Source organism: Shewanella septentrionalis (assembly GCF_025370265.1).
GTDB classification, from domain to species: domain Bacteria; phylum Pseudomonadota; class Gammaproteobacteria; order Enterobacterales; family Shewanellaceae; genus Shewanella; species Shewanella hafniensis.
In genome coordinates, this window is record NZ_JAMTCC010000031.1 from 46,849 (window position 1) to 62,842 (window position 15,994).

General features: G+C 46.1%; 13 protein-coding genes. 6 read left to right on the plus strand and 7 right to left on the minus strand.

The features are described from left to right. Window positions 1–110: 110 nt before the first annotated feature. Complete coding sequence (locus tag NE536_RS16750) at window positions 111–614, plus strand: GNAT family N-acetyltransferase (RefSeq protein WP_261273395.1); 504 nt, start codon at window positions 111–113, stop codon at window positions 612–614. A gap of 165 nt (window positions 615–779) precedes the next feature. Then, window positions 780–1,319, plus strand: coding sequence for a YfaZ family outer membrane protein (locus NE536_RS16755; RefSeq protein WP_012196813.1), 540 nt, complete (start codon window positions 780–782; stop codon window positions 1,317–1,319). 60 nt (window positions 1,320–1,379) lie between these two features. Here NE536_RS16755 and NE536_RS16760 read toward each other — a convergent pair whose 3' ends face one another. After that, complete coding sequence (locus tag NE536_RS16760; RefSeq protein WP_261273396.1) at window positions 1,380–2,231, minus strand: DMT family transporter; 852 nt, start codon at window positions 2,229–2,231, stop codon at window positions 1,380–1,382. A 246-nt stretch (window positions 2,232–2,477) separates the two neighbouring features. Between NE536_RS16760 and NE536_RS16765 the strand changes: the two genes are divergently transcribed. Beyond that, window positions 2,478–4,151: a diguanylate cyclase gene (locus NE536_RS16765; protein WP_261273397.1), complete on the plus strand. Its 1,674-nt coding sequence runs from the start codon at window positions 2,478–2,480 to the stop codon at window positions 4,149–4,151. A 122-nt stretch (window positions 4,152–4,273) separates the two neighbouring features. On the opposite strand, the gene NE536_RS16770 is transcribed toward NE536_RS16765, so the two are convergent. The 5 genes from NE536_RS16770 to NE536_RS16790 all read right to left on the minus strand — a co-directional run bounded on the left by NE536_RS16770 (window position 4,274) and on the right by NE536_RS16790 (window position 11,082). Further along, window positions 4,274–7,396: an NAD(P)-binding protein gene (locus NE536_RS16770; RefSeq protein WP_261273398.1), complete on the minus strand. Its 3,123-nt coding sequence runs from the start codon at window positions 7,394–7,396 to the stop codon at window positions 4,274–4,276. Between the two features lie 235 nt (window positions 7,397–7,631). Next, window positions 7,632–7,793 carry a hypothetical protein gene (locus NE536_RS16775; protein WP_006080915.1) on the minus strand — a complete coding sequence of 54 codons (162 nt, stop codon included), beginning with the start codon at window positions 7,791–7,793 and terminating at the stop codon, window positions 7,632–7,634. Window positions 7,794–8,081: 288 nt separating this feature from the next. Then, window positions 8,082–9,473, minus strand: a complete 1,392-nt coding sequence (locus NE536_RS16780) for an RsmB/NOP family class I SAM-dependent RNA methyltransferase (RefSeq protein WP_261273399.1) — start codon at window positions 9,471–9,473, stop codon at window positions 8,082–8,084. A 236-nt stretch (window positions 9,474–9,709) separates the two neighbouring features. Further along, window positions 9,710–10,378 (minus strand): glutathione S-transferase family protein, encoded by a 669-nt coding sequence (locus tag NE536_RS16785; protein ID WP_011790070.1) that lies wholly within the window; start codon window positions 10,376–10,378, stop codon window positions 9,710–9,712. Between the two features lie 62 nt (window positions 10,379–10,440). Further along, the gene (locus NE536_RS16790; protein ID WP_261273400.1) at window positions 10,441–11,082 is read right to left on the minus strand and encodes a glutathione S-transferase family protein; all 642 of its coding nucleotides are present in this window, start codon (window positions 11,080–11,082) and stop codon (window positions 10,441–10,443) included. 196 nt (window positions 11,083–11,278) lie between these two features. Here NE536_RS16790 and NE536_RS16795 point away from each other — a divergent pair, with 196 nt between their 5' ends. Continuing rightward, window positions 11,279–11,869, plus strand: coding sequence for a TetR/AcrR family transcriptional regulator (locus NE536_RS16795; protein WP_261273401.1), 591 nt, complete (start codon window positions 11,279–11,281; stop codon window positions 11,867–11,869). A 102-nt stretch (window positions 11,870–11,971) separates the two neighbouring features. On the opposite strand, the gene NE536_RS16800 is transcribed toward NE536_RS16795, so the two are convergent. Further along, the gene (locus NE536_RS16800; RefSeq protein ID WP_261273402.1) at window positions 11,972–12,685 is read right to left on the minus strand and encodes a DUF2461 domain-containing protein; all 714 of its coding nucleotides are present in this window, start codon (window positions 12,683–12,685) and stop codon (window positions 11,972–11,974) included. Between the two features lie 315 nt (window positions 12,686–13,000). On the opposite strand from NE536_RS16800, the gene NE536_RS16805 reads away from it, so the two are divergent. Both NE536_RS16805 and NE536_RS16810 read left to right on the plus strand, forming a co-directional pair. Beyond that, a complete protein-coding gene (locus NE536_RS16805) occupies window positions 13,001–15,220 on the plus strand; it encodes a TonB-dependent receptor (RefSeq protein WP_261273403.1) in 2,220 nt (739 codons plus the stop codon). Between the two features lie 134 nt (window positions 15,221–15,354). Further along, a complete protein-coding gene (locus tag NE536_RS16810; RefSeq protein WP_006080922.1) occupies window positions 15,355–15,918 on the plus strand; it encodes a PhnA domain-containing protein in 564 nt (187 codons plus the stop codon). The last annotated feature ends 76 nt before the right edge of the window (window positions 15,919–15,994 follow it).

Here is a 15,994-nt window from a genome sequence, read left to right on the forward strand (position 1 = left end):
GTGCTCTGTTAGATTTGTAGTATGAGAGTGAAAGCGAAGTGGGATATGAGTGCACAGCTAAGTGGCGTGCATTCCCCGTATGTTGGCAACATTAACGGTTTAATCTGGATATGAGTGACATTCAGTTTGTAATAAGTGAACAACCAGAGGAATTAGCGCTGGCGGCACAATTGATTGATGGGCGTGATGATAACGCCCATCCGCTGGACCATCAGGTATTTTTCGATTCTCGTGCGGTGATCTTAGCGAAAACCCTTAAGGGTGAGATAGTCGGTTGCGCTGCGATAAAAGCTGGTAAAGGCACTGTCGGTGAATTGGGTTATCTGGTGGTGTCGTCCCATTATCGACGTCAAGGCATTGCCCAAGGTTTAACGCAAAAACGTATCGAAGTGGCGAAGGCTTTAGGGATCTCGATTTTATACGCCACTATTCGCGCCGAGAACACCTCGAGCCAAGCCAATTTATTGAAGGCTGGCTTTCAGTTTTGGCGTGATTATTTGAGTATCCGCGGCACGGGCAACACTGTGGGTTGGTATTACTTAGCCTTAAGTACCAATGTCGACGCTGAAGCGATCATGTTGTCTTTAGTGGGTGATCGTATTCAAGCGGTGTAATTGTGCCGTAAGTGAAAAGACTTAGATCTTCAGCTGTTTCGAGTTTGTTTTACATTTGTATATCCCTCGCAAATTATCCCCATTTATACGCAAATAGGCTGATTTTCTTTATTTATTCGGTATGATCCGCGGCTATTACCCACAGTCATTTATTGAGGTGTTTTTATGGCTAAGTTCAGAGTAGCAAGTGTTTTATTATTGAGTGCAGCAGCGCTGCAAGTGAATGCGTCAGAATTTAATCTTGGGTTGAATAACGATGTGGTTTCTACTGAGTTAGAACTGCAATTGAGCAAAGATACTAACGCAGTGTTAGGTTATATCTATGCTGACGAGGGCGGCCATATTGCCCAAGGTGCAATGCACATGACCCATGATGTGGGTGTGCATCACTTTGAAGTTGGCGCTAAGTTAAGCCAGCTTTGGTCTGATTATTCTCCAAATGGCAGCGCCATTTCTGTTGGTGGCCGTTATGCGCTATCTATGGGACCTAATATTTCATTACACGCCGCCGCTTACTACGCACCGTCAGTCTTATCGTTTGGTAATGTTGATGGTCAATATGAGCTCGATTCAAAAGTGCAATACCGCGTAACGCCAAACATGGCGTTTTATGTTGGTTATCGCAAGATTGCCTATGAGTACGATGATGCGCGCGATTTTACCTTCGAAGATGGCGTGTATATTGGCGGCAAATTCCGCTTCTAAAACAAATCGTTTTGATCTCGCTGTGTTAACTTAGCAGTCGATGTAAAGAGCCGGCCGAGGTCAACTTCGCCGGCTTTTCCATTTTGCTTTTAGCTCGCTGTAGCTGGGCAATATGGATGAGAAAATGACTAATCCAATGCCGATTAGCATCACTAGGCCGAGTTCTTCACCGAGTATCCACCAGCCGAACAAGGCCGCAAAAATCAATCCGGTATATTCAACAGGCGCCATTTGGCTCGCATCAGCACGTCGATAGGCATGGATGATGAGATAAGTCATACCAATATAAAATAGTCCCAACGTTATTCCCACCTGTGCTACTGGCAAACTAAAATCCGCGCCTTCGTATAAGGTCGCTGGTATCAGAAATATCATCGCAAAGGCATTAGACCAAAAGAGCATAGAGAAAGGATGTTCATGGGTCGAATAGGCCTTTAAAATCAAACTATTCAACGCCGACGTCATAGCGCCGAAAAAGGCTAAACCTATATACAGGTTAAACTCTGTTGGCTGGCTGATGAGTAAAATGCCAGTAAAGCCAATGATCCCCGCAACTGAGCGTCGATAGCCGATGCGTTCATGTAAAAATAACGCAGAAAGCACCAGAAGTAACAAAGGTGAGGTATAAATCACGGCGGTTACTGTTGCGAGGGGAAGATGCAAAATGGCGAGCATAAAAATGGCGTTGCCGAGCCCAATCAATAGGGCGCGGGCAAGATGAACTTTATAATAAGGGCTCAGCTTGAGGTTACCCTGTAAGCGCCATACGAAAGGCAGCACTAGCAAGGTGGCAAAGAGTTGTCTGTAGAGCACCAGTTGGAACACGGGTACATCATTTTCAAGCAACTTCACTAACAGGTTGCCACTGGCAATCAGTAATTGTGCGGCTAAAATCATCAATAGAGGCAGCATAGGAACCCAGCAAAAAATAAGTCAGTATTAAGTTGTATTTTTGATTTCAGGCCACGGTTTGGATTTTGAGACTAAAATACCTCCATACGACATGGGATATTCGACTAATTTAGCCTAATTGATTGTAAAAAACTAAATGTAGCCATAAAGTTAACCTACAATTCCAACTATCGACTAAGATTGACAGCATTAGCATTTACTTCATAGCTGTTTAAATGATCTATGGCCCTTTAACTTAATAAGCCGATGAACAAACTTAAACAAACCCTATTTTGGTGTTTTTTACTTTTTATATGGACATTAAGTCCCTCTGTATTAAGCGCTGAAATTGCGTTCAATTCGCCGTATTTGTTCCATGCTCAAGCGGATCAACAGCCCCCAAAACAGTTTGATGCCGTGCCCAATTGGATGGGCCAACTCGATGAAGCTAATTCTGTGAGTTTAACTGGCGGTGACTATTGGATGATCACGCCTGTGATGGTTAATCAGCGTCAGTCGAATTGGGTAGTGGATGCGAGTAATTCAATTATCGAATCTGTTGATTACTGGATACTCGGTAGTGACGGCAGTACACAACATGCCCACAGCGGTTACACCGCCCCCTACGAATTTTTATTCGATTATGGCCGTAAGGTTACCTTAAATATGGGTACGGATTATTGGCTGTTAGTTAAGCTGAGTAGCCGTTATTATTCATCGCCTCCCGAGATTGCCCTACAAAGCGTGACGGATCATCAGTTGATGTCTGATCGCCTCGCCATGGCCGTGCTGCTTTGCCTAGGCGGCTTATTATTTATCGCCTTATATAATATTCTGATTTATATCTCTATTCTCGATAAAGCTTTTCTTTATTATGGCCTTTACGTCTTCGCGTATTTTGGTGGCTGGGCACTGACCTTCCATTTGCCAGCGCACTTGTTTAATTTCCATTATCTTGAGTTGCATCATCTGTTTTTCATCAGTTTGCCCATTTTTAATATCATGTTTTACAAGCATTTCTTGCAGTTACCTAGCTACTCACCGCGATTGTGGCGCCTTAGTCAGTATTTAATGTTTGCTTGTATTGTGGCTTTGCCGACCAGTATTTGGTTGTTGTCCTATACGGCGATTATTGCCTCTGTGCTAATTATGCTGTGGATTGCCCTAGCAATTACCTGCGGTAATGTATGCTTGATGAAAGGCTTTGCTCCTGCGCGTTATTTTATTCTCGCCTTTACTTGTTTACTCTTGCCTGCGGTAATTATTTTACCCGGTAATATGGGGCTAACCCCTGATTTCATTGAACATGCTGAGCTGGCGACGCTTATGGGCGGCACGGCCGATGCGTTACTGCTGTCCCTGGCGTTAGCCAATAAGCTCAAGTTACTCGCAGAGGAACGTAAGGCGCATATTGAAGAGTTAGCGATTGCATGGGAAAAGGCACGTTTAGATGGTTTGACCCGAGTAGGTAATCGCTATGCCTTTGATGAATATATGAATTCACAATTAGGCTTCGCCGATAAAGTGGTGCAGCCAATGGCGTTAGCGCTATTGAATATCGATAGTCTGAAAAGTGTTAACGAAACGCTCGGCCATCAAGAGGGCGATAGATTACTGCAAGTGATAGTGCAGTTATTGCAAGCAACGGACTTAGCGCATTTAAAGCTTTATCGTATTAGTGGTGATGAGTTTGTGGTTGTGACGCCTTCGGTGGGGATCCCGCTATTGCTGGGTTCGTTAAATGGGTTAGGCGAACAATTAGCCAGCCAAGGCTTTAAGGATTGTCAGTGTAGTTTTGGGATCTCGTTAAACTCTGAGGTGGCCGATCCCCATGAATGGCTGCGTTCTGCTGACACTAACTTGTACCAATCACGAATGGATAAGCGCCGCCAAGAGTATGCCGATACTAGTGGGGTTGATGTGAGACTGCATTTAAGCTAGCGGCTGCGTTTAATCAAATGGTTTGCATTGGATGCTAGACAAAACAATACGGCGCAGATAAATTCTGCGCCGTATTGTTTTTACCTTAAGTTAAGCTTCGTCTCAGGTTGATAAGTACGAGTTTAGAAGTCTTTCTCGCCTTTTATTAAGGCGGGATGACCCGATATTGCTTTTGAGGTGTGCATTCCCGCCATCGTCGCGGCTTCGACGCAGCCCACATTAAGGCCTGTCTTTATCCAATCGCCCGTCATATACAAGTTATCTATCCCTGTACCATCTGTTGTGATGCGATACTGCGAACTGTCCTTAACCGACAACACATAACGTTCGGATGGGTCTACATTCGCGCGCCAATATTGGCTATCGAAGCGTGCAACGCCTTGACGGTCTTGTTCATCGTGAAGCCATTCCCAAGGGAAGCTATCACCGACATTTTGCCAAAGCTTATGGATTTCGGTATTGAGTTGGTGGATAGCACCGGTTTTAGCTTCTAAGGTTTTCCGTTGTTGGAAATCCACATCCGAGCTTGGTGGATAGGCTTCGACAGGCAATGCAGAGCAAAAGTAGCTGGCGTTTTTAGGTTCTAAACCGCGCCAATCTTCTTTGTCTAGCAGTTGGTTCATCGATGCCCAAGTATCAAAGGGTTCGGTGAAACCCGATAATACGGGTTCCTCGCCATCTTCAGAGTAATTAGGCCAGCCTATTCCATTCAGATCTTGATTCATCCACAGTTGATAGGCTTGAGTCGCAACGGTTTGCACCTTATCAACGCAAAGTGTGAGGGCGGGGCTTTGTGCCATGACTTCACTCGCCACATGGGGTACAGAACCGATGGAAAGACCGAAGATGACTTTGTCAAAATCCACCCCTTTGACTAAGCGCTTTTTCGGCAGGGCTTTGCCAAAGTGCGCTTCATACACGCTGTCCCAATCGCTCCAGAAGTGTTCCAGATTGATATTATGGGCTTTAAGCAGCGCAGCTTGTTCAGGCTCAAGTTGCTCATAATTGGGCGTGCTCGGCCAGCAGGCGAGACCTTTAACATCGACCAAGGGATCGTAGCTTGTGACAGCTGGTGCCAAGGCAACTTGCTCGGTGATTTCAATTGCTTGAACGCTTTGATTGCGGCATTCGAGGTTATCGACGCGATTGAAGTAGTGGAAATTGACTCCGCGGCGTTTGAGCACTTCGTAAAAAGGAGTAAAGACCACATCGCCCATACCCGCCTGCATTTTCCACATTACGCCACCTTGATAGCAGAGGGCGATACGCAGCATTGCGCGGATAATTGTGCCCGCTTCGACATTGGGTTTGTCGAAGTTACCTTTCTCATAGGCGAATACTAAGTCGTAAAAACCGCGCACGGGTGCGCTGTCGACTGTGTACTTAAGGCTGGCGCCGTGTTTGGTTAACCATTCGCGATAATCATAACCATTGATGGCGTCAAAACCTTTCTCAAATACATCGTCGGCAAACATGCCCTTGAGTATCGTGAGTCCGAGATCGGCAGCAATATACAAGTGACGCAGTTCGTCATTGTTATCTAAATGGCCGCTAAAACGTTTCACGAGTCGTTTATGTAGGGCATCGACAGCGGATTCTACCAAGCCATCGTCACTTTCACTGTGAACATGCTCATCGCACTCGCGGCCAATCATTTGATTGAAATGGCATTCAAGCTTATCGCCGAGCGCGTCGAGTGATTCTTTGGCATCTTCGACTGAATCCTCTAACTTATCTTTTAAGCGTTCAAACCAGCTGCTATCGAGCCAGTTTTTAGGTGTTCCCGTGGCTTTTTCATCGGCATCAAGCAAGTCATCCATGTCCTTGAGCCATTCCTTGATCCACGCAAAGGCGACTTTAACAACTTTCCAGAAGGTGAGGGTTTCGGTGCCATCACCTGGGATGCCAGGTAGCGTCGGGAAAGTGATTGGCCAACTCACAGAACGGCCATCGACCTCTTCCTGTAATACGATGAAGTTATGGGGTTTAAAGGCATCAAGAAAGGTCGCGAGCGGCGCGTGTGCTGGTCTATCCAATTCTTCATACGCTTTACGCATCAGGGCAAACGCGTTTTGATAGAAACCAAACCAAATATGTAAGCCATGTTCTTCGATGCGTTGTCCCATGGCAGCATTGCGGCCACTTGCCCCTTTGCCGCCGATACGCCAGCCGAGTTGGTAGACATCAATCTCGTATTGATTCTGCCAGCCGGGTTTGTCGGTCAGATAACAGGCTGCGGTCATGGCCGCGACACCGCCACCGAGAATGGCTATTTTCTGTTTTTTGATTTCGGAGTTATCGACTAATACTTCACCGGGTGGGACTTCAAAATCAAAGTTCACATGGTAAGGCAGTAAGACATGCTGCTCGCCAATCTCAACCCCGAGCGTGTCCTGTAACGGGAAGCTGGCATTATCAAAAATGGTCGCGACAAAATCATTTTTGAGCAGGGCCAAACTGTGCACTTTATTCACTTGGGCAGGTGCGGCGACGATGGCTTGATAAACGGCTTTTTGCCCTGATGAGTCGGGGAACTGCTTTAAAAACACTTGATCGATGGCGGGTTTAAATAACAGATGAAACAGCTGTTCTTCGCCGAGCTGGTCGAGCTCTGGGATGAAATCGGTTTGTTCTTTAAAGAGTTGCCAGGTTTGGGTTATCGCTTCAAGGGTTGAAAGCTGCGCCTCGGGTTTGGCATCGCAATTCACTTCAATCAATGGATGCAGGGCAAGTTCGGTTTCGGGCGAAAAATGTAAAAAACTTTTGGCAGCAAGCGATAATCGCGTCAGAGGCTCACCCACAGCTGGCATAGTGTATTCACATAAATATTTAGGATAACCAAAGAGTTCACGGCCATTAATTAAGGCCATGGCATCGTTCACCCAAATGTGGAGTGGCTGAAAATAGACTTGGTTGATTTGTGTGCTGTCGCTGCTATCTTGGCGCCCGACCATGACCCAAGTGATGATGTCCGTTTCTTGGATCCAACCTTTGGCTTTGTCTTCTAGATACGCGGAGTAGGCTTTTTCAATTTGAGTGAAGGTTGTCAGTACGTAGGGCGATAACACTTTAAAATACATTGCACTACCGGCAACTTGATTCAAGGTCTTATCGATAGAGCGTTGGAGATTTGCCTGTTTCCCCTTCAGGAAAAAACCGTACATATCGGCTTTATTTAACACTAAGGGGGAGTGCATCAACATACTGCCTTGGGGATAAATAAAGTCGGGGCGCTGTTTTTCCATGGCGTTCATCCTTAAATTTCAGTGTAAGTCCAATGATTTGAAAGCTATAACCCAAAAAGCATAGGGTAAATAAGCCATTAAGCCCATTGATTTTACAATTGAGTTATTAAGAATTTGAGAGGGGTAACAGGATTGAGTAGCAAGTTGGATTTTATCCAACTTGCTCAGATTTGGCAGGTTTAGCACAGAACGAATTCGTTAAACAAACCCGTGGGGCTAGGGGACTTAGGTTCAGTTACTTCGATTTATTTTGGTAGAAATCCACCTCTGTATTATCGTCCGAGTAACGTCGCTTAGTATCCCTGCGGCGCTGTTTCACGCGTTTATTCTTTTGCTTACCTTTGACGTTATCGCCCCATGGCGCATCATCGTCGTCAAATTCATAGGAGTGTGACATGGTCAAAATTCCAAAAATACCTGTGCCATTCGCAGCACCCGATCTTTTTACCCAAAGGTGAGATGAAGCTAAAGCGAAATATTTCATCACTGATGGTGAAAAGTTTTGTCCAAAGGCTATATCTTGCCACTGAAATGGCCGTATCTGAGATTTTAATGGGGAGTGCGTTGGTTATCTTTATGATAATTAAAGGATAAGTGTGATTTTCATCATAAATTATATTATACGATTGAAACTGGCGCCCAGAATGAAAGGCGCCAAGTTTTGATACAAAATAATGAGTTAGTGTTACTTGACGCGCAGCATACGCGCGACAAACATACCATCACTATTCGCTTCAAAGGGCCATACGGTCAACATTTCTGTTTGTTCACCCGTAAAAGGATGGCGTATTGGCGTGAGCGTGAACTCTGGATGTTGCTGTAAAAACGCTGTCACCACGTCTTGGTTCTCGAGCGGCGACAAGGAACATGTGGCGTAAACGAGGATGCCGCCCGCTTTAACTGCACGGCTACTGCGGCTTAAAATATCGAGCTGTAACGCGGCTTTATCGGTGACGGCTTCAATACCATCCAACCAACGCATATCGGGGTTACGTCGCCAAGTGCCAGTGCAACTGCACGGGGCATCGACTAACACACCATCGAAATGATCCGCAGATACCGGCAGGGCATCACTCTTCCAACGGGCCACGCTAATATTGTTAAAGTGGGCTCTTTGGGCACGCTTAGTCAGTTCTTCTAGGGCATTGGAGCGAATATCGGACGATATGATGCTGCCCGCAGAGGGTATTTGATTATCAGCAGTCTTGGTCAACATCAAAGACCGCAGCTGCAGGGTTTTACCGCCGGCGCCACTGCAGGCGTCCCACCAATGGGCATCGGATTCAGGTGCACAAATTTGCCCTATAACCTGTGAAGCCAAATCTTGGATCTCAATATTACCGTCTTTATACAGGGCGATTTCATTAAGATTCATACTCTTGCTGCCAAGGTTAATGGCATCGTTAAAGTAATGAGCATAACTAGCATCGATACCTATCGCTTGCAGCTGCGCCGCCGCATCTTGACTCGTGATCCCTTGCACGCGTCCCCAAATCGGCGGGCGACTAGACATAGCAGCAATTAATTGGGTTTGCTGCGCCGCATCTACAGGGCACACTTGCCAGAACCAGTCGGGTAATAAATCCTGTGGTTTAAACTCAGTCGCGGGAAATAAATGCTGCATTAGCTTGAGTTTGTCGTCGAGACTGTCAACGGCAAGTGCTTGAGCTTGTTGATAATCGATAGGCGACTGCGATAACTCATGCCAAGCAGTGGCGATATCTTGCCATGCATGGGCTTCCAATAACGCACTGGCACTTAGGCTGGCAAAATAAGTCGCTGATTCTTGTTGATCACCTATTCGCTGAAACCAACCCCACCAGCGAAATAGACTAAACAAAGATTCACGGATGACTTTACGATCCTTCGAGCCGTGTTTTTTATGTTCTCTAAAGTAGTTTGCCAAAATACGGTCGGCGGGCATTTTACTACTTTGAATTTCATCGAATAACTGCTTAATTGTACTGGCGTAACTGAGCGCACGTTTTTGCGCTGGGGTGTTTGCTTGGACATTTAACGCCGAAGATGTATCTGATTTGGATGCCATACCGGAAGAGAAGCTGCTTGGATTACCCATAAATTTAGCCTAAATCATGCTTCTGTGACGGCCCTTATGTAAGGGACATAGCCGTAACAGAGGGGAAAATAAGTGGCGCAGAGTGTAGCAGTTTTGCCCGATAACAGGCAGTAAAAAAGCCCCAAAGTAGTATCAACTTGCAGGGCTTTTTGTGGTTGAGTCACTGAGACTCATGGTGTATTCAGTACCAAAGGGTTATTTGCAGGCTATTCGCGCAATGACCGCTTAGCAGATGACTATTTCGTCACCATCTTTTGGATTTGCTTAGCCCGTTCTTCATCGCTCATTTCCACCGGTGGCGGCGTGATTATGCCTTTTTGGCACGCAGGTCTGAGCGCTAACTCATCTAACCAACGTTGCAAATGGGTCAAACCTTCCATATTGATGCCGCTCCACTCGTGGATACGTACCCAAGGCCAAGTGGCAATGTCGGCAATCGTGTATTCGTCACCAGCAAGATATTGATTTGTCGCGAGTTGAGTATTCATGACTTCGAATAAACGTCGACCTTCTTTTTGATAACGGTCAATGGCTGCGGGGATTTTCTCAGGGAAGTATCGGAAGAATACGTTAGCTTGACCCATCATGGGTCCGACGCCGCTCATTTGGAACATTAACCATTGGATCACCTGTGAGCGCTTTTTAGGATCGGCTGGCAGGAATTTACCTGTTTTTTCGGCGAGATACAGCAGAATCGCACCCGATTCGAATACCACAAAATCCTCGTTATCGCGGTCGATAATGGCGGGAATGCGACCATTGGGATTGATGGCGATAAACTCTGGCTGTTTTTGCTCACTGGTGCTGAAATCTAATTTATGGACGCGATATTCAAGTCCCATTTCTTCCAGTGCGATGGAAATTTTAAAACCGTTAGGGGTCGCGGCTGTGTATAAATCTATCATGATGATTCCTTTAGGTTATAACGCTTATAGCTACTCACTTTAGTGTCCATGAATATTCATCATCAGGCATTAGCGCCGCTATTTTTAGGGGTTAACGATACTATGGCAGGACGCTGCGCCATAGTGTTGAACCAAGCCTTGATATGCGGCAAGTTATCAGTCACTTCGATGTCTAAATTTTTAATAAAACTGATAAAAACGTAAGCCGAAATATCGGCAATACTGAATGCATCGCCTGCCACAAAGGCTGACTTGCTCAATTGTTGGTCTAAGCTTGGTAGGAAGTCAATGACCCTTTGGCGTGATTCTGCGCCCCAAGACTCGACACAATTTTCCCTGTCTTTATAGACACCGCTTAAATTACGAAAGGCTTGAAATCCGACCATTAATCCTTGTAACTCTATGATGCGTTGCCACATTTCTACTTTGGCGCGCTCAAGTGGTGTATTACCAAACAGTGAACGCTCACTCGGGTGGATCTCTTCTAAATAGCGGCAAATGGCTACAGATTCACACAGGTAGCTGCCATCATCGAGTTCGAGCAGTGGGATGCGACCATTTGCACTTTTGGCTTTAAATTCGGTACTTAAATTCTCTCCTCCGCGGATATCGACGTTCACTCTTGGCACTGCTATGCCTTTTTCCGCAAGAAAAATACCGACGCGACGCGCGCTGGGAGTCGGAGCTAATTCGTAGAGTTTCATCTAAAGTCCTGTAGTTTTTATCAGTGCTTTATGCTCGATTCGGGCATATAAGGCTTTTTCTGAACGTTCGGTTAGGTTAGAATTTACGCCATATCTAAACGAACAGTCAAGAATGATTTACCCCTCAACTTTCTGTAGTAAAGAGGAATGGTGAAGCTGAACGTGAACGCGTATTCAAGAGATTAGGTCGCAGGCTATGGCACGGAGTTGTAATTTTGATCGGCAAGAAAAACTCATATTGGCGATGGAGCTTTTTTGGCAAAAGGGCTTTGCCGAAACCTCGATTTCCGATCTCGTCGGCCATTTAGGCATTAATCGATTTAGTCTCTATAACAGTTTCGGCGACAAGCAGAATCTTTATCGTGAGTGCCTCAGTTTCTACCTCGATAACTACTCCTTTGGCGCTTCAGATACTTTGCTGCATGAAAAAGCGGGCTTAGCTGAAATAGAAGCTTATTTAGCGCGCTTTGTTGCTTTGCAGCGGGAGCAAAAGTATGGCTGTTTTATGCAAAATGCTGTGCTTGAAAAGAGCCTTAACGATGAAAGTGTGCTGCAGGAATGTCAGCGATTATTTTGTCGATTACAGACCTCATTCACCCAAGTGTTACGGGATTGCCAAGCGCGAGGCGAGCTACTCCCCCATGTACAACCACATCAGGTCGCTGCATTTTTAGTATTGCAATTACAAGGAATTAGGGTGTTAGGTAAAGCGGGTGAATATGAGCTGCTAGACAATGCCTTTGCAGTTTTACAGAGTTACTTGGGCACTTTAAATACAAAAGTTTAAGTGCAAATTAAGCCATTTAAGGTGCAAGTTGTAGTTTGAATGGCCTAGGTTTTTCGCCTAGGCCATGTTGCTTTTAGCAATCTATTTTTAAAATCCTATTGTCTAGAAATCCAAATCCAGCGCGAAACACAGGTAGGCCATCAACTGAGAGCAGTGGGCAAATTGCTCGGCGCAGAAGTTAGTGGTATCTGGGCGACAGAGTTCTTCAAAAGCAATATTTTTAATGGCGATAAAATCTTTGCGTTTTAGCTCGGCCAGCATAGGGTGGTTTTTATCAAAGCCTTTTGGTGGTCGAGTTAAGCTGTCACCGTCCATGTTAAATCCATGACTCTGCAAGGTTTGTAGCGCTTTTTTATAGCCGTTGGGATTTTCATCGATACAAGTGCGAATGGCATTTAAGGCTTTCGATTCTGGGTGCCAAATCCCTGCGGCAATAAAACAGCCATCTTCGGCAATGTGTAAATACAGTCCCGGCGCATGCACGTCTTTGCCCTGAAAATGGCGAAATTGAATGCCGACATTGGTTTTATAGGGCGTTTTATCTTTGCTGAAACGGCTGTCTCGTTGGGGACGCATAAGACTGCCACCGACTTTTTTCGGTACGGCAGTGAGCCGAGGCGAGAGGGCGAGGATACTGGGCTGCATTTGCTCGATAAACTGTAGCGCTGGGGCTCTCACTGTTTCTTCGTATTCCGCCTGATGGGCTTTAAACCAGTCGCGGGAGTTGTTTTGCGCCAGTTGATTTAAAAATTGCAAACTTGCAGCGCTGAACGTTGCACCAGTCGCAATAGGCATTTTAGTCGTGAGCGTGGCCATTATCGGTGAACCTTATTAATGCATGTGAAACGAGTGCCAACAGCCTAGAGATGCAAGCAGGGCGAACTGCCGTATATTCAACTATTTCAAGGTCGTACACTCTATAGAGGATGAAAGGCTATCAAATATGGCAGTCATACTGCCATCCTTAGGCAAGATCTTCACTTAAATTTTTTGAAGCGTACCGTTTCTATCTTGTTTTCAACCAGACCGTTATTTACACGTAAAGCCAAGTGAGAACTATTCTTATCTTATTCGTTAGTGCCTATAATGCCGCCCTATTTTTAGATTAGTTTGTTAATAGGAAGACGTTAAATGGGTTGCCTGCCTAAGTTTGAGAAGTGGAAAGCGAATAGAAATCTGTCGCTTATGGGATTATGTATATTGCCCTCAATGCCGTTGTACGCCGCTGAGGTATTGGGCGAGCCTAAGGTTGAGCCAATTGAAATCCTACAGGTTCATGGGCAGCAATATCGTAGGGCCATCACAGTCGCTAAACCTGGTGAAGCGATTATTTCCATGGAACAAATCGAGGAGATGCAGGCGACGACCTTCGCCGAAGTGATTGATGATATGGCGGGGGCCCATATCGATGGTGGCACCCGCAGCGGCGGTGAGCGGATTAATATTTGGGGCTTTGGCGAGACCGAAGATTTTAACGTATATGTGGATAATGCTCCGGTGGGATTTGAGCAGTATCGCTATGGCTCATTTTTCCTCGATCCTGATCTCATCAAACGAGTGGAAGTGATTAAAGGCGCCCATGATGTGCGCTCGGGCAATGGCGGTTTTGGTGGGGCCATGTATGTGGTCACTAAATCGGCCGATGATTTTCTTAAATACGATCAAGCGGTTGGCGCGCGAGTCAAAACCAGCTACGCCAGTAATAATGACGCTATGGGTTATACGGGAACTGTCTATGGCCGGGTGAATCCGCATTTATCGGGTTTGTTACACCTTACGCGCCGTGATGCGGGGGATGTGACTTTAGCCAATGGCGATGAGTTTGAATATTCGGGCTATGAGCAAGATAACTATTTAGGCAAGATTGATTATGAGCAGGGCGATCACCAACTGGCCTTGAGCGTGACCCATTATCTCGATGAGGGCCGCAAACCTTGGGCTAATCGCCGTGGCCCTATGCCTGCCATCTCAGACTACAACATCAAAAAGTACGGCTCCTACGAGCAGGCTCTGTATGCCACAACCGCCTATAACACCTATGAAGACAACACTTGGTCTGCCAATTATCGTTATTCGCCGAGCAATCCGCAGATTGATACCCAAGTGGTGATCTCCCATTCGGCGAATGCGCGCCACTGGGTAAGACCCGATATTGCGTGGGAGAAAATGACAGTTTCCGTAGGCAACTTCGGCCACGAATCTTGGCTAGATTACAAACGTGATTATATTGATATCAACAATTTGAGTTTGATTGGCGATCACGAGATCACCACAGGATTACAGTACCGCAGTCTCGACCGTACTTCGCTTGTGTTTAACAAGAGTTATGAGAAGAATCCTGAGAAAAACTTTGGCTGGTACACACCTTATTATCAACCTGAAGGTCGCCAAGACACCTATGCCGTGTATGTTCGTGATGCGATTCATCTCACCAACGACTTAACCGTCACTCCCTCGCTGCGATATGACTTTATCTACAGCATAGGTCGGCCAAATATTGCGCCAGATTATAACGACATCAGCGCGGGTCACGATTATAGCTCGACTCACCACTCGGGGTTTTCACCAAGATTAGGCATAGATTATCAACTGACAAACTACGCTCGGTTAAACTTTGATTACGCCTATAGCTTGCAAGCCCCTGTGGTGGATGAGATTTATGCCGTGCAATACGCCAAAGCCAGCATTACCGGCACGAGTAGCGACATCGATGTCGAACGCTTACATGCCTTCAAGCTAGGCTTGATGACACAGCACCAGCATCTGCTTGCCAACGATGATGCGCTGACGACGCAGCTTACTCTGTTTGCCAACCTAGGCCGCGATGATATCGCCCAGCGCCGTGGGGCTAAGTCTGATAAAACCCAGTTAATTCAAAGCGGTTACACCAATCTTGATGGTTACCATATTTACGGTGCTGATTTTGAGGCCCAATATCGCTATCAAGACGTGTTCAGTGATCTGGCGGTTTCATGGCTGCAAGGGCAACACAATGGGTCACTCAGAGATAGCCAAGATGACGACGAGTATTTAGCCAACATGGCGCCGCTCGATATTCGTTTGCGTTTAGGCATGTATATTACCGATGATATTTCAGTGGCTTGGCAGGGTGCTTGGTATGATGCACAAACTAATGTTCCCCACGGCGATATCTTTAATGCCGAGTCGCCGAGCGAAAATTACTTTCTGCAGAACCTGTATCTCGCCTATGAACCTCAAGCCAGTTTAAAGGGCTTAAGCGTGCGTTTGATGGTGAAAAACCTCACCAATCTGCAAGTGGTGCCGTTTCTCTCCGATGGGATCCCAGCTGCTGGGCGCGATGTTCGCTTGAGTTTAGCCTATGAATTTTAAAGATTAATCACCAAGGCAGTGTGGGCGCGGTTTATAAAACTTATAAAAAATAGGGTTATATTGCCTCAGCCCCCTGCCGAAAAAAGCCCGTTTATGGCATAATCCGCGTTTTACTAGGCATATAGAACAGAAAAATGACTGAAAATGAATTGCTAAGTCGCTGTGGCGGCAAGTGTGAACTGTGTGGCAGCGAGATCGAACTCTCTATTTATGATCTGCCAGCCTCCGATGGCCGTGACAATGAGATCATGATTTGTGAAACCTGCAGTGGCCAAATTGCGGCACCGGATACCATGGACATGAACCACTGGCGTTGTCTGAACGACAGCATGTGGAGCCCTGTACCGGCAGTTCAAGTGATGTCATATCGTATGCTTAAGCGCTTAAATGGCGAAAGCTGGGCGCAAGATTTACTGGATATGCTTTACCTTGAAGACGATGTAAAAGCGTGGGGCGATGCTGAAGTTGCCGCCGCAGGTGACGACACTACCCCAACGTTAGACAGTAATGGTGCCGTGATTAACGCTGGCGATACGGTCGTGATCATCAAAGATTTAAACGTGAAAGGCACTAGCTTTGTGGCTAAGCGCGGCACAGCTGTGCGTAACATTGCTTTGACCAACAACCCAGAGCACATTGAAGGCCGTGTTAACGGTACTCGCATTGTGATCCTGACGTGCTTCGTTAAAAAGTCTTAAGTTGAACCTAGTGTGGGCTCGATTTATCGAGCCGCACACCATAAAAAACCGCCATGCTCGTTAATCGACATGGCGG